General features: G+C 75.9%; 14 protein-coding genes. 7 read left to right on the plus strand and 7 right to left on the minus strand.

Annotated features, from left to right (window positions below):
• Positions 1–494: 494 nt before the first annotated feature.
• The 3 genes from AB0L34_RS14340 to AB0L34_RS14350 form a co-directional block, all read right to left on the minus strand.
• Positions 495–2,225, minus strand: coding sequence for a DEAD/DEAH box helicase (locus tag AB0L34_RS14340; RefSeq protein WP_363704912.1), 1,731 nt, complete (start codon positions 2,223–2,225; stop codon positions 495–497).
• A 287-nt stretch (positions 2,226–2,512) separates the two neighbouring features.
• Positions 2,513–3,163 (minus strand): trimeric intracellular cation channel family protein, encoded by a 651-nt coding sequence (locus AB0L34_RS14345; RefSeq protein ID WP_363704914.1) that lies wholly within the window; start codon positions 3,161–3,163, stop codon positions 2,513–2,515.
• A gap of 40 nt (positions 3,164–3,203) precedes the next feature.
• Positions 3,204–3,422, minus strand: coding sequence for a DUF3039 domain-containing protein (locus tag AB0L34_RS14350; RefSeq protein ID WP_091096469.1), 219 nt, complete (start codon positions 3,420–3,422; stop codon positions 3,204–3,206).
• 87 nt (positions 3,423–3,509) lie between these two features.
• Between AB0L34_RS14350 and AB0L34_RS14355 the strand changes: the two genes are divergently transcribed.
• Both AB0L34_RS14355 and AB0L34_RS14360 read left to right on the plus strand, forming a co-directional pair.
• On the plus strand, positions 3,510–4,439 hold the full coding sequence (locus AB0L34_RS14355; protein WP_350710977.1) for a pseudouridine-5'-phosphate glycosidase: 930 nt from the start codon (positions 3,510–3,512) through the stop codon (positions 4,437–4,439).
• Positions 4,436–5,332: a carbohydrate kinase family protein gene (locus tag AB0L34_RS14360; protein WP_363704916.1), complete on the plus strand. Its 897-nt coding sequence runs from the start codon at positions 4,436–4,438 to the stop codon at positions 5,330–5,332. The genes AB0L34_RS14355 and AB0L34_RS14360 overlap by 4 nt, the downstream gene beginning before the upstream one ends.
• Positions 5,333–5,379: 47 nt before the next feature.
• Here the strand turns inward: AB0L34_RS14360 and AB0L34_RS14365 are convergent, their stop codons facing one another.
• Positions 5,380–5,736, minus strand: a complete 357-nt coding sequence (locus AB0L34_RS14365; RefSeq protein WP_350711071.1) for a DUF3099 domain-containing protein — start codon at positions 5,734–5,736, stop codon at positions 5,380–5,382.
• 106 nt (positions 5,737–5,842) lie between these two features.
• Between AB0L34_RS14365 and AB0L34_RS14370 the strand changes: the two genes are divergently transcribed.
• The gene (locus AB0L34_RS14370) at positions 5,843–6,130 is read left to right on the plus strand and encodes a hypothetical protein (protein WP_245724613.1); all 288 of its coding nucleotides are present in this window, start codon (positions 5,843–5,845) and stop codon (positions 6,128–6,130) included.
• Positions 6,131–6,143: 13 nt separating this feature from the next.
• A complete protein-coding gene (locus AB0L34_RS14375) occupies positions 6,144–6,455 on the plus strand; it encodes a hypothetical protein (protein WP_357453988.1) in 312 nt (103 codons plus the stop codon).
• A gap of 102 nt (positions 6,456–6,557) precedes the next feature.
• On the opposite strand, the gene AB0L34_RS14380 is transcribed toward AB0L34_RS14375, so the two are convergent.
• The 3 genes from AB0L34_RS14380 to AB0L34_RS14390 all read right to left on the minus strand — a co-directional run bounded on the left by AB0L34_RS14380 (position 6,558) and on the right by AB0L34_RS14390 (position 10,317).
• Positions 6,558–7,139, minus strand: coding sequence for an HhH-GPD-type base excision DNA repair protein (locus tag AB0L34_RS14380; protein WP_357453991.1), 582 nt, complete (start codon positions 7,137–7,139; stop codon positions 6,558–6,560).
• 134 nt (positions 7,140–7,273) lie between these two features.
• The gene (locus AB0L34_RS14385; RefSeq protein WP_350710969.1) at positions 7,274–7,945 is read right to left on the minus strand and encodes a response regulator transcription factor; all 672 of its coding nucleotides are present in this window, start codon (positions 7,943–7,945) and stop codon (positions 7,274–7,276) included.
• On the minus strand, positions 7,942–10,317 hold the full coding sequence (locus tag AB0L34_RS14390; protein ID WP_363704919.1) for a histidine kinase: 2,376 nt from the start codon (positions 10,315–10,317) through the stop codon (positions 7,942–7,944). Before AB0L34_RS14390 ends, AB0L34_RS14385 begins: the two co-directional genes overlap by 4 nt.
• Before the next feature lie 135 nt (positions 10,318–10,452).
• On the opposite strand from AB0L34_RS14390, the gene AB0L34_RS14395 reads away from it, so the two are divergent.
• From AB0L34_RS14395 to dtd, 3 genes are read left to right on the plus strand one after another with little or no spacing between them, the layout of a single operon-like run.
• A complete protein-coding gene (locus tag AB0L34_RS14395; RefSeq protein ID WP_363704921.1) occupies positions 10,453–11,472 on the plus strand; it encodes a CPBP family intramembrane glutamic endopeptidase in 1,020 nt (339 codons plus the stop codon).
• The gene (locus AB0L34_RS14400) at positions 11,412–12,896 is read left to right on the plus strand and encodes a methyltransferase (protein WP_363704923.1); all 1,485 of its coding nucleotides are present in this window, start codon (positions 11,412–11,414) and stop codon (positions 12,894–12,896) included. Before AB0L34_RS14395 ends, AB0L34_RS14400 begins: the two co-directional genes overlap by 61 nt.
• Complete coding sequence (gene dtd, locus AB0L34_RS14405; protein WP_363704925.1) at positions 12,896–13,318, plus strand: D-aminoacyl-tRNA deacylase; 423 nt, start codon at positions 12,896–12,898, stop codon at positions 13,316–13,318. The genes AB0L34_RS14400 and dtd overlap by 1 nt, the downstream gene beginning before the upstream one ends.
• Positions 13,319–13,378 lie beyond the last annotated feature (60 nt).

Below are 13,378 nucleotides of genomic sequence, written 5' to 3' on the forward strand. Positions count from 1 at the left end.
GCGTGGCGCCTATCTGATGGCTAACTCAAACCGCAAACCCACTACATCGCCGGCCGGCGGCCCCCCCCGGGGAGCCTCCGGCCGGCTTTTGCGTACCCCCACCCTGCCTGACCCACGGACCGCAACGGGCCGCGGCGGAACGGAGCGCGCGGCCGGGCCACGGGCCGCCTGACGGGCGCGGCGGGGCGCGGAGCGCGCGGCCGGCCCACGGGCGCCCCGACGGGGCCCAGGGGGCACGGGCGGGCGATCCCACAGCCGGCCCACGGACGGCCTGACGGGGCACAGCGGGCGCGGGCGGAGCCGACCGCACACCGCCCGGCCCACGGGCGGCCTGACGGGCGCAGCGGGCGCGAACCGCGCGCCCGGTCCACGGGCCACCGCACGGGTCGTGAACGGCATCGTCTGACGTAGGCCCCCGAGACCGGCCCGCACCACGCTGTCGAGCTGCCCCGTCGGGTGGGGCGCGGGTGGGTCGGGTGCGGGGCCGTCCGCCGTCAGAGGGTCTGGACGGTGGCGATGCGCTCCTCGAGCTGCTCGATCGTGGCCTGGGCGCTCGGCGGGCCGCCGCAGAGGCGGCGCAGCTCGGCGTGGATCTTGCCGTGCGGCTGCCCCGTCCGGTGGTGCCGGGCGGCCACCAGAGCGTTGAGCTGCCGACGCAGGGCGACCCGGCGCTGGGCGGCACTCATCGGTGCCGGCGGCGCCGCGGCCGGCTCAGCGGCCGGCTCAGCGGGCCGCGCGGCCCTCCGGCGCTGGGCGGCGAGCTGCTCCTGCTGCCGCTTGGTCAGCAGCATGGCGACCTGGTCGGCGGTCAGCAGCCCGGGCAGGCCCAGGTACTCCTCCTCCTCGGGGGTGCCGGCCTGGGCGGCGGTGCCGAACGAGGCGCCGTCGAAGATCACCTGGTCCAGCTCGGCGGTCGCGGAGAGCGCGGCGAAGCGCTTCTCCAGCTCGCCGCTGGCCTGGTCGTCGCGCTGGGCGCGTTCCAGCAGGTCGTCGTCGAAACCCTCGCGGTCCTTCGGCTTGCCGAGCACGTGGTCCCGCTCGGCCTCCATCTCGCTGGCCAGCCCGAGCAGGTGCGGCACGCTGGGCAGGAAGACCGAGGCGGTCTCCCCCTCGCGGCGGGCGCGGACGAACCGGCCGATCGCCTGCGCGAAGTAGAGCGGGGTGCTGGCGCTGGTCGCGTACACCCCGACCGCCAGGCGGGGGATGTCGACGCCCTCGGAGACCATCCGGACCGCCACCAGCCACCGCTGCTCGGACGCCGCGAACGTCGCGATCCGCGCGGAGGCCCCCACGTCGTCGGAGAGCACCACCGCCGCCCGTTCGCCGGTCAACTGCTCGATGAGCTTGGCGTACGAGCGGGCGGTCTGCTGGTCGCTGGCGATCACCAGCCCGCCGGCGTCGGGCATCCCCGCGTTGCGCAGCACGGTCAGCCGGGCGTCGGCGGCCCGCAGCACCTGCGGCATCCAGTCGCCCGCCGGATCCAGGGCGGTACGCCACGCCTGCGCGACGAGGTCCTGGGTCATCGGCTCGCCGAGCCGCGCCGCCAGCTCCTCCCCGGCGTTGGTGCGCCACCGGGTCTCCCCCGAGTACGCCAGGAAGAGCACCGGGCGGACCACGCCGTCGCGCAGCGCGTCGGCGTAGCCGTACACCGAGTCGGCGCGGGAGCGGAGCAGGCCGTCCCCGCCCCGCTCGTACGTGACGAACGGGATCGGGTTGTCGTCGGAACGGAACGGGGTGCCGGTGAGCATCAACCGGCGCTCGGCGCCCTCGAACGCCGCCTTCACCCCGTCGCCCCAGGAGCGGCTGTCCCCCGCGTGGTGGATCTCGTCGAGGATGACCAGCGTGCGCCGGGTCAGGGTGCGCCGCTTGTGCACCTGAGGTGCCACCCCCACCTGCGCGTACGTCACGACGGCGCCGTGGAAGTCGGCGGCGGAGTGCAGGTCGGCGTTGCGGAAGGCGGCGTCGAGCTGGATGCCGACCCGGGCCGCCGCCTGCGCCCACTGGGTCTTCAGGTGTTCGGTCGGGGCCACCACGGTGACCGCCTCGACGGTGCCGTCGGTGAGCAGCTCGGCCGCGATCCGCAGGGCGAAGGTGGTCTTGCCGGCGCCCGGGGTGGCGACCGCGGTGAAGTCGGGGTCGCGCCGGCGCAGGTACTCCACCAGTGCCTTGCGCTGCCACGCGCGCAGTGCCGGAAACGTCTCGATCGCCGGCAACCGGGCCGCCACGCGAAGCTCCTCTCCGACCGCCTGATGGCGGACCCCGGCCGAGGGCCACGGGTGCCGCCGCCCATGAAAACGCCTCCGCGCCGATGGTGCCGCGAAGGCCGACTCAGCATAACCAGCGGGGCCCGCCCGACCCAGCCGACACCACGCGGCTCACACCCGCCGCACCCGCGACCCGACGGCATCGCCCCGGTGGACGACCCCCGCGATCTTGCACCTTCGGCCCCCACTTCGCACCCTGAGCGGCGTTTGACCGGGCAGAAAGTGCAACGGAGGCGAGGGGGCCGGGGTCAGGGGTGGGGGCCGGGGGCGTGGGTACGTGGGGGGCGGAGGGTGGCGATCGGGGCCGACCAGCGCCGGCGCAGGGCGATCAGGCGGAACAGGAAGACGAACACCGCCGCCGCGGTCAGCCAGGCGGCGTTGGCGTGCCCGAGCGCGTCCAGCAGCGCCACGGCGATCGAGCCGGCGAGCGCGGCGACCGCGTAGATCTCGCGCCGCAGCACCACCGGGATCTCGGCGGTGAGCAGGTCCCGCCCGAGGCCGCCGCCGATCGCGGTGAGCATGCCGATCACGCACGCCCCCACCGCCGGCACCTGGGCGTCGAGGGCCTTGACCGTGCCGGTGACGGTGAACAGCCCCAGCCCGGCCGCGTCCAGCACGAGCACGGTGGTGCGCAGCCTGGCGAGCTGGGGGTGCAGCCAGAAGACGGCGGCGGCGGTGACGGCGGCCGTGGCGGCGTACCGCCAGTCGGCGAAGGCCAGCGGCGGCACCTCGTCGATCGCCAGGTCCCGGAAGATCCCGCCGCCGAGCGCGGCGACGAAGCCGACGAAGACGACGCCGAAGAGGTCGAGCCGCTTGGCCACCGCCGCGGAGGCCCCGGAGGCGGCGAAGACCGCCACCCCGGTGAGGTCGGCGAGGAGCAGGGCGGTGGAGGTGGTCACCGCCGCAGGTTACGTGGGCGGCCGTCCCGGCCGCCCTGGTTCACTCGGCGTACGAGTCGTAGATCTCCTTGCACTTCGGGCAGACCGGCGAGCCGGGCTTGGCGGCCTTGGTCACCGGGAAGGTCTCCCCGCAGAGCGCGACGACGAAGGTGCCCATGACGGCACTCTCGGCGATCTTCTCTTTGCGCACGTAGTGGAACATCTCGGGACCGGTGTCGGCGTCCTTCAGCTCCGGACGCTCGAGAACCTGTGTGCTCACTTCTACACCTCCGACCGTCAAGTCTGGCAGGTCACCGCGGCCCGGTCCACTTCAGGCCACCCTCGGCGGAGGCCGTACGGTGGTGACGTGACCGACTTTCACATCCACTACGGCGCCGAGGTGGCCGAGGCGCTGCGCGCCGGACGCCCCGTCGTCGCCCTGGAGAGCACCATCGTCTCGCACGGCCTGCCCCGGCCGGACAACCTCCGGGTGGCCCGGGAGATCGAGCAGGCGGTCCGGGACGCGGGCGCGGTCCCGGCGACCATCGGCATGGTCGGCGGCCGGCTCGTGGCGGGCCTGGACGACGCGGAGCTGACCCGGCTCGCCACCGCCGACGGGGTCGCCAAGCTCTCCGTACGCGATCTCGCCGTGGCGGCGGCCACCGGCGCGGACGGCGCCACGACCGTGGCCGCGACCAGCGCGGTGGCGGCCGCCGCCGGCATCGGGGTGTTCGCCACCGGCGGCCTCGGCGGGGTGCACCGGGAGGCCGCGCAGACCTTCGACGAGTCCGCCGACCTGGTCACCCTGGCCCGGACCCCGATCGCGGTGGTCTGCGCCGGCGTCAAGTCGATCCTCGACGTGGGCGCCACCCTGGAGCGGCTGGAGACCCTCGGCGTCGGCGTGGTGGGCTACCGGACCCGGCGGTTCCCCGGCTTCTTCATCACCGACGGCGGCTTCGACCTGGACTGGTCGCTGGACTCCGCGGAGCAGGTCGCCGACGCGCTGGCCGCCCGGGAGCAGCACGGCGTGCACCACGGCGGCCTGATCGTGGCCAACCCGCTGCCGGCCGACGAGCAGCTCGACCCGGAGCTGCACGACCGGACGCTCGCCGACGGGCTGGCGCTGCTGGAGCGCGACGGGGTGACCGGCAAGGCGGTGACGCCCTACCTGCTCGCCCACTTCCACTCGGCGACCGAGGGGGCGAGCCTGGCGGTGAACGTCCGGATCATCCTGCGCAACGCCGACCTCGCCGCCCGGATCGCGGTCGCCGCGGCCGCCCGTCGCGCCGACGCATGACCGCAGGCCGCGTCCTCGTCGTCGGTGACCTGATCACCGACGTGGTGGCGGTGCTGGACGGGCCGCCGGCCACCGGTTCCGACACGCCGGCGGCCATCCGGTTCAGCGGCGGCGGACAGGCCGCCAACACCGCGGCCTGGCTCGCCGCCCAGGGCGTGCCGGTGACGCTGGTGGGCGCGGTCGGCGACGACGGCCAGGGGCGGGAGCGGGTGGCCGAGCTGGAGCGGGCCGGGGTCGACTGCGCGGTGACGCGGCACCGGGAGCACGCCACCGGCACGGTCATCGTGCTGGCCACCGCCGGGGAACGGACGATGATCACCGAGCGGGGCGCCAACCTGCGGCTGGCCCCGGCGGACGTCGACGCGGCGCTGGCCGCCGCGCCGGACGCGCGGCACCTGCACCTGTCCGCGTACACCCTGCTCGACGCCGGGTCCCGCCCGGCCGGGCTGCGCGCGCTGGCCGCCGCCCGCGAGCGCGGGCTCACCACCAGCGTCGACGCGGCCTCCGCGGCGCCGCTGCGGCGGGTCGGCGCGGCGGCCTTCCTGTCCTGGGTACGCGGGGTCGACCTGCTCCTGGTCAACGCCGACGAGGCGACGGTGCTGGCCGGCGGGCTCGACCCGGCGGCGCAGGGGCGGGCGCTGTCGGCCTCCGCCCGGCGGATCGTCGTCAAGCAGGGCGCGGCGGGAGCGGTCTGGGTGGACCGGGACGCCACGGTCGCCGTGGCGCCGGCCCGCCGGGTGGCGGTGGTGGACGTCACCGGGGCCGGGGACGCCTTCGCGGCCGGGCTGCTGGCCGCCTGGCTCGCCGGCGCGGATGCGGCGGTGGCGCTGCGCCGCGCGGGCGACCTCGGCGCCATGGCGGTCTCGCAGGTGGGTGCCCGCCCCACTCCCTGACCCGAAACCCGCGCCCCGCCCCCGCTCGCCCACGGGGAGCGGGTCGGTCAGGGCTCGGCGTCGATCACCTTGTGCGGCCGCTCCTCGGCGGTCAGGCTCATCGGCGGGGTCTCGTCGCGGTGCCGCGGCTGGAACCGGGACGCCAGCCGGTGCTGCTCCTTCGGCGGCCGGTCGTTCGCCAGCAGCACCGCCAGCCAGGGGATGAGCACCATGCCGAGGGCCACCAACGGCAGCCAGAGCCAGAGCAGCGGGGCCTGCACGCCGACCAGGACGGCACCGACGATCACGCACGCCACCCGGATCCCCATCATCAGCACGTAGCGCCGCTGACGGCTGGTGAGCTGGTCGTCCTGGCTGCGCGAGGCGTCGGTGATCAGGATCGGCTGGTACGCCTGACGCTTCACCACGGACCTCCTCGAGGGGGTTACGCCCCATCCTGTCACCTCGAACGCGTGATCAGCGAAAATCGGCTCAGCCGGGTTCGTGTTACATCCGTGGTACGCTCGCGCCGTGGGCAGCAGGTTCAGCTTCACCGACGAGGCGTTGGCCAACCTGAGGGTCTACGACGTCACGCCCGGGGAAGTCTGGGAGGCGCTGCACAGCACCCGCCGGGTGATCCGTCACCTGGGCGACGACGTGATGGTCGTCTACGCCGCCGCCCGCCGGGGGCGCCGGCTGGCCGTGCTGCTCGCCGAGGCCGACGGCACCGACAACGACTGGGACATCCTCTCCGCCCGCGAGCTCAGCGACGCCGAGGCGAAGCGCTACGACGAGGCCGTGCGGAGATCTCGCCGATGAGGAGGCGGTGACGATGAACCGTAACGACGCGACCAAGCAGTTCCACAGCGGCGGTGACCGGCTCGCGGAGCTGATCGACGAGACTCAGCCGGTGGAGCTGCCCACCCCCGACACCGACACCCCCATGGTCAGCCGGTCGGTGCGCCTGCCCCTGGAGACGTACGAGCGGGTCCGCGCGGCCGCCGACGCCCGCGGCATCGGGGTCACCACTCTGATGCGGCAGTGGATCGAGGCCGGCCTGGCCGACCTGGACGACTCGGCGACGGTCTCCCTCGCCGACGTCCGGCGGGCGCTGGCCGCCCTGTCCCGGCCGACCGCCGCCTGACGTCACGGCGCGCCGAGGCACACCCACGACCGCCGTCTGGCCTCGGCCCGCACGGGGCGCCCCGGAACTCCCGTCCACCGGCCTCGCCACGCGGCAACGGCGTCAGCCCTGGGCTGCCTTCGCCTTCGCCGCCGCCTTCACCTGCTGCTTGTAGTCACGCACCCGGCGCAGCGACTCCGTGTCGACGACGTCCGCCACCGACCGGTGGGCGTCCAGGTCGCCGTACCCGCCGGCCGCCTCCCGCCAGCCCTCCGGCGTGACCCCGAACCGCTTGCCGAGCAGGGCGAGGAAGATCTGCGCCTTCTGCCTGCCGAAGCCGGGCAGCTCGGCGATGCGGCGGAACAGTTCCCGGCCGTCGGCGACGTCGGACCAGAGCCGGGCGGCGTCGCCGTCGTACCGGTCGACGAGGACCCGGCACACCTCCTGCACCCGGGCCGCCATCGCCTTCGGGAACCGGTGCAGCGCCGGCGGCTGGGCGAACAGGGCCACCAGGGCCTCGGGATCGTGGTCGGCGATCTCCCGGGCGTCCAGGTCCCGTCCGAGGCGCTGGGTCAGCACGTACGGCGAGGAGAAGGCCTTCTCCATCGTCACCTGTTGGTCGAGGACCATCCCCAGCAGCAGGGCCAGCGGGCTGCGCTCCAGCAGCCGGCTGGCCTCGGGGTCGATGGGCAGCGCGAGCGTCATGGGACCATCCTGCCCAATGGCGGAGGCCGGGCGGAGGGGCCACGCCGATCCGTCCGGGCCTTCCCCGTCGGCAGCCACCGGCGCCGGGCAGGGCGTCTCCGCCCGACCCTCCGGGGTGTGCCCGGCCGGCGGCCCTACGCGGGTGACCGCCGGGTGCCGGGCCGGACGAGCCCGAGGTCGTAGGCGCGGATCGTCGCCTGCACCCGGTCCCGCGCACCCAGCTTGCCCAGCAGGGCGTTGACGTGCGCCTTCACCGTGCCGGTCGCGACGCCCAACTGCGCGCCGATCTCCGCGTTGGTCAGTCCGGCCGCGAGCCGGACGAAGACCTCGCGCTCCCGTGCGGTGAGCGCGGCCAGCTCGGCGGGCTCCGCCGGCGGGGTGAGTGCCCCGGTGGCGAACGCGTCGATCAGCCGGCGGGTGACGGTGGGTGCGAGCAGCCCGTCGCCGGCGGCCACCACCCGGATCGCGTGCAGCAGGTCGACCGGTTGGGCGTCCTTGAGCAGGAAGCCCGAGGCGCCCACCCGCAGCGCCTCGAACACGTGGGCGTCCAGGTCGAAGGTGGTCAGGACCAGCACCCGGGGGCCGGCCGGGTCGGCGGTCAGCCGGGCGGTGGCGGTGAGGCCGTCCATCCCCGGCATCCGGATGTCCATCAACACCACGTCCGGTCGGCTCCGGGCGGCCTGGTCGAGCGCGTCGGCGCCGTCGGCGGCCTCCCCGACCACCGTCAGGTCCGGTTCGGCGTCGACGATCGCCGCGAATCCGGCCCGGACCACCGGCTGGTCGTCCACCACCAGCACCCTGATCATCGCGCCCCCTCCGGAACTCGTTCTCCCCGCTGCCCGGGCCCGGCGGCGACCACGGGGACCGGCGGCAGCGGCAGCCGCGCCCGCAGCTCGCCGCGGCGCAGCGCGAGCCGGCCGCCGAGCGCGTCGACCCGGGCCCGCAGCCCGGCGACGACCAGCGGGTCCGACGCGGTGGGCAGGCCCGTGACCGACACCCGCAGCTCACCGCCGGCCAGCCGCAGCACCACCCGGGCCGGCCCGACGCCCGCGTCCAACGCGGCCTCCACCAGCCGGTACGCCGACACGTCCACGTCGGTCGGCAGGGCCGGCACGGTCGCCGGCGCGTCCAGCAGGACGTCGCGGCCGTGCGCCTGCCGCGACGCGCAGAGCCCGCCCACGTCGGCGAGGGTCGGTTGCGGACCGTGCGGCGCCGGCCGGTCGTCGGCGCGCAGGTCGTCCAGCAGGCCGCGCATCGCGGCCAACGTGGCCCGTGCCTCGACCAGGATCTCGGCGAGCCGGCCCTGGTCGGCGACGACCACCAGGCGGCCGGCCCGGTCCAGCACCGCCGAGCGCAGTCCGGCACCGACCCGCTCCCGCTCGGCGTGGGCCGCCGCCACGGCCCGGGCGGTCGCCGCGGCCAGCGCGTCGCCCTCCCGGCTGAGCACCCGCCGCCGCCGGCCCCGGACCAGAGCGCCGCCGCCCCAGGTCAGCAGCATCGGCGCCAGCAGCAGCCCGGCGACGAAGACGGTCATGAAGACGGTCACGGGCACGTGCACGGGCTCCCCGGCGATCGAGCCGTCCGCCGCCGCCGTACCGACCAGGCCCACGGCGAGCACCGTGGCCGCCACCGGTGCGGCCAGCCACGTCGGGCCGGCCCGTCGGGCGTACGCGGCCACGGCCCAGACGGCGGCCAGGTCGGCGAAGCCGGCGGTCAGCAGCACGAACTCCGCACCCCGGGGCAGCCCGACCAGCAGCGCGGTGACCGGCCAGAGCAGCACGGTCCCGGCGACGCCCGCGAACGCGGCCCACGGTCGGCGGCACCGCCACGCCAGCGGCGCGGCGTGCGCCACGGAGAGCAGCAGGAACTGGAGCAGGACGATCGGGTCGCGCAGCCCCGCCAGTTCGGCGTCGGTCTCCACCGAGACGAGGGCCGCGGCCACCGGAAGCACCAGCGCGTTGCCGACCAGCGCGGCGGTCACCAGGGACCGGCCGTTCTCCGACCGGACCGGCGACGGCAGGCTGCCGGGATCCGCCCCGACGGGCAGGCTGCCGGGATCCGCCCCGACCGGCAGGCGCGCCTCGACCCGCCAGCCGTCGCCGTCCGGGCCGGCTCGCAGGGTGCCGCCCCGGGCGGCGACGCGCTCCCGCAGACCGCTGATCCCCCGCCCGGCGCCCAGCGTGAAGGCGGCCGTCGGCCCCGGTACGCCGGTGTCGGCGACCGTGACCGTGACGGTCCCGGCGTCGACCGCGACCCGGACCGAGACGTCGGCTCCGGCAGCGTGCCGCACCACGTTGGTCAGGGACTCGCGGACGACGGCGTGGACGACCCCGGCCAGGGCGGCCGACGGTTCCGGACCGGTGCGGTCGAGGCGCACCGGCTGGCCGAGCCGGTGGAAGCCGGCGACCAGGTCGTCGAGCCGTCGCCGCAGCGGCCGGTGCGCCTCGGTGTCGTCGCTCATCACCGCGACCAGGCGGCGCAGCGCGACCAGGGTCTCCCGCCCCGTACGCGCCGCGAACTCCACCGCCTCCGCGGCCAGCTCCGGACGCCGGGCCGCGAGGCGCTCGGCCGCTCCCACCGTCACCACGATGGAGGTGAGGTGGTGGGCGCTGACGTCGTGCAGCTCCCGGGCGAGCCGATGGCGTTCGGTCTCCGCCGCCTGACGGGCCTCCGCCTCGACGGCGACGAGCCGGCCGGCCACCGCCGCCCGCCCGGTCATCCAGTGCCGGCGGCTGCGCCCGAGACCCGCGGCCAGCAGGTAGCCGAGCACGGCGACGACGACCTCCCCCAGGTAGGCCGCGGCGGTGTCGAAGCGGGGGAGGTTGACCGACGCCACCCACAGGGCGCTCACGGCCAGTGCCACGCGCACGACCCGGCCGGGCGCCCGGACGGCCACGGACCAGATGGCGACCAGCTCGGCGAGGCTGAGCACCAGCAGGTCGTCGGGAGAGGCGCCCAGCCGGCCGACGGTCTGCGCGGCCAGGACCACGGCCAGCGCCGGGAGCGGCCGATGCTGCCGCCAGCCCAGCGCCAGGAGGGTGACCACGGCGGCGACCAGACCCGCCGAGGTCACCGTGACGTCCGGTGCGTCGCCCCGCAGCAGCGGCAGGCCGGGCCAGAGCAGGAGCTGGGCGCCGACCAGCGCCGACGGCAGCAACCAGGTCCGCAGGAGAGTCATGATGAGGCAACCCTACGGAGGCCCGCCGACCGGTCACGTCGCCCGCGGGCACGAGGTGGCCTATACCCCAGGGTGGTGCCGAATTCGGTCCGCGCGTCGACCCGCCGGCCCGTCGGCGGCGGCAGGCTTGCTCCCATGATCAGTAGTACTCCCCCGGGCGCCCCGTACCACCGGCTGGCCCGGACCGGCCGGCAGCGATGGTGGCGGTCGCTCGTCGGCGTCCTCGCCCTGCTCGGCGGCGCGCTGCTCGTCGGCTGCGCGCTCTTCGGCGTCGCCACCGTCGTGGCGGAGATCACCGGTACGCCGACGGACGCCGACGGGCTGCCCGTCTTCGGTCCCGTCGTGGACACCGCCCTGCTGGTGCTGTCGGTGGCGGTGGCCCTGCCGGTGACGATGGCCGTCGCCCGCGGGGTGGAACGCCGGCCGGCCGGCAGCCTCTCCTCCGTGCTCGGCCGGGTCCGGTGGCGCTGGCTGGGCACCTGCCTGCTCACGGCCACCCCGGCGATCACGGTCATGCTGCTCGGCACCCACCTGCTCCTGCGGGCCACCGGGGACGAGATGGTCCTCCTCGGCCCGCTCGACGCCTGGGTCGGCTGGCCCGCTTTCGTCGCCGCCCTGCTGATGGTCGTCGCGCTGGTCCCGTTCCAGGCCGCCGCCGAGGAGTACCTGTTCCGCGGCTGGCTGCTCCAGGCCTTCGGGACGTGGCTGCGCTCACCCTGGCCGGGGATGGTGGTGCAGGCGGTGCTCTTCGCCGCGGCGCACGGCTGGGGCACCGTCTGGGGCTTCGCCGACCTGGTCGTGATGGGCCTGCTCTGCGGTTGGCTCACGGTGCGTACCGGCGGCCTGGAGGCGGCCGTCGCGTTGCACGTGGTCAACAACGTGGGCGCGTTCGGGCTGGCCGCGGCGTTCGGCGGGCTGGCCGTGGACGAGACGATGGCCGACGCGCCGTGGCAGCTGGTGCTGGTCGACGTGCTCGTGCTGCTGGCGTACACCTGGCTGGTGGCACGGGCGGCCGACCGGCGCGCGCTGGCGACGGTGGCGCCGATCTCCCGGGTGGTCGAACACCGGCACGCGGCGCCAGGCAGGATGACGGCGTGGACGGACACGACATGTTGCTCTCCCCCGCCGGCGTCGAGGCGCTGCAAACCGCGCTGACCAGGGCCGGGTTCACCTCGAACGGCATCGCCACCCGGCTCGGCCCGCAGGCCACCGGCGGGGTGGCCCGCAACGACTTCCGGGCCGCGCTGCGCGCCACCGAGGACCGCGACCCGCTCGGCACGCTGATCCGGGTGTTCGTCTGCGAGCAGACCGAGCCGGAGGCCGCCGTGGCCGCCGCGCTCGCGCCGTTGTCGCTGGACGAGGCGCTCGCCGGGGGCCTGGTCGAACGGCACGGCGACGGGCTGCGGATGGGCCTGGACCTGGAGCCGTACGGGGACGACTGGTGGGTGCTGGCCGACGTGCCCGCCAGCGCCCGCCCGGGCCGGCCGTTGCACGCCCACCACGTCCTCGGCATCGGCGGGGCGACCCAGACGCTGATCGGCGCGACCGTCCGCCGGCCGGTGGAGACCGCGCTGGACCTGGGCACCGGCTCCGGCGTACAGGCGCTGCACCTGGCCACCCACGCCCGGCGGGTGACCGCCACCGACGTCTCCGAGCGGGCGCTGCGCTTCGCCGCCACCACCGCCGCGCTCAACGGCCAGGACTGGGAGCTGCTCCGCGGCGACATGGTCGCCCCCGTCGCCGGGCGCCGCTTCGACCTGGTGGTGAGCAACCCGCCGTTCGTGGTCGGGCCGGGCACCACCACGCACGTCTACCGCGACTCCGGCCGGGTCGGCGACGCGATCGGCGCGGAGCTGGCCGCCGCCGCGCCCGGTCTGCTCACCGAGGGCGGCACCATGCAGTACCTGGCCAACTGGGTGCACGTCGCGGGCGAGGACTGGGCCGAGCGGGTGACCGGCTGGTTCGCCGGCACCGGGCTGGACGCCTGGGTCGTCCAGCGCGAGGTGGCGGACCCGATGGCGTACGTCAACCTGTGGCTCACCGACGTCGGCGAGGCCGCCGACCCGCAGCGGATGGCGGACTGGCTGGACTGGTTCGACGCGCACAAGGTGGAGGCGGTCGGCTTCGGCATCGTCTCGCTGCGCCGCTCCGGCCACGACGACCCGGTGATCCGGGTGGAGGACCTGCGGCAGCGGGTGGAGGCGCCGCTGGGCGACCGGATCGGCGCCTGGTTCGACCGCCAGGACTGGCTGCGCGCCCACGACGCCGACGGGCTGCTCGCCGCGCGCTACCGGGCGGCTGACGGCCTCCAGCTCCGGCAGGAGGCCACGATGGGCGACGAGGGCTGGGCGGTGGACCGGCAGGTGCTGGCCATGCCGCACGGGCTGCGCTGGACGGAGGAGATCGACCCCCTGGTGCTCGCCCTGGTGGGCGGGGCCGACGGGCGGCTGCCGCTGCGCGACCAGCTCGCCCTCCTCGCCGCCGCGCACGACGTCGCCCCCGAGGAGCTGGCCGACGCCGCCGGCCCGATCGTGGCGCACCTCGTCGAGCGCGGCTTCATCGAGCCGGTGACCGGCTGATGCGGGCCGTGGTGCAGACCGTCGGCCGGGCGGGCGTGACGGTCGACGGCGAGGTGGTCGGCGCGATCGACGACGGGCTGCTGGTGCTGCTCGGGGTGACCCACACCGACACCGTCGAGACCGCCCGCACGATGGCCCGCAAGGTGCACGAGCTGCGCATCCTCGACGACGAGCGGTCCGCCGCCGACACCGGCGCGCCGATCCTGGTGGTCAGCCAGTTCACCCTCTACGGCGACGCCCGCAAGGGGCGCCGTCCGACCTGGACGGCGGCGGCCCCGGCCGAGGTGGCGGAGCCGCTGGTGGCGGCGGTCGTGGAGGCGCTGCGTGCCCGGGGCGCGAAGGTCGAGACCGGCCGCTTCCGCGCCCACATGTTGGTGGAAAGCGTCAACGTCGGTCCGCGTACGGTCCTGCTCGACCTGTAGCCCCTGACCTGTCCGCCGGCCGTGAGGTCGGCGGCGTCCTCAATCCCCTCCGACGCCGCC

It is taken from the genome of Micromonospora sp. NPDC052213 (genome assembly GCF_040679695.1).
Classification (GTDB): Bacteria; Actinomycetota; Actinomycetes; order Mycobacteriales; family Micromonosporaceae; genus Micromonospora.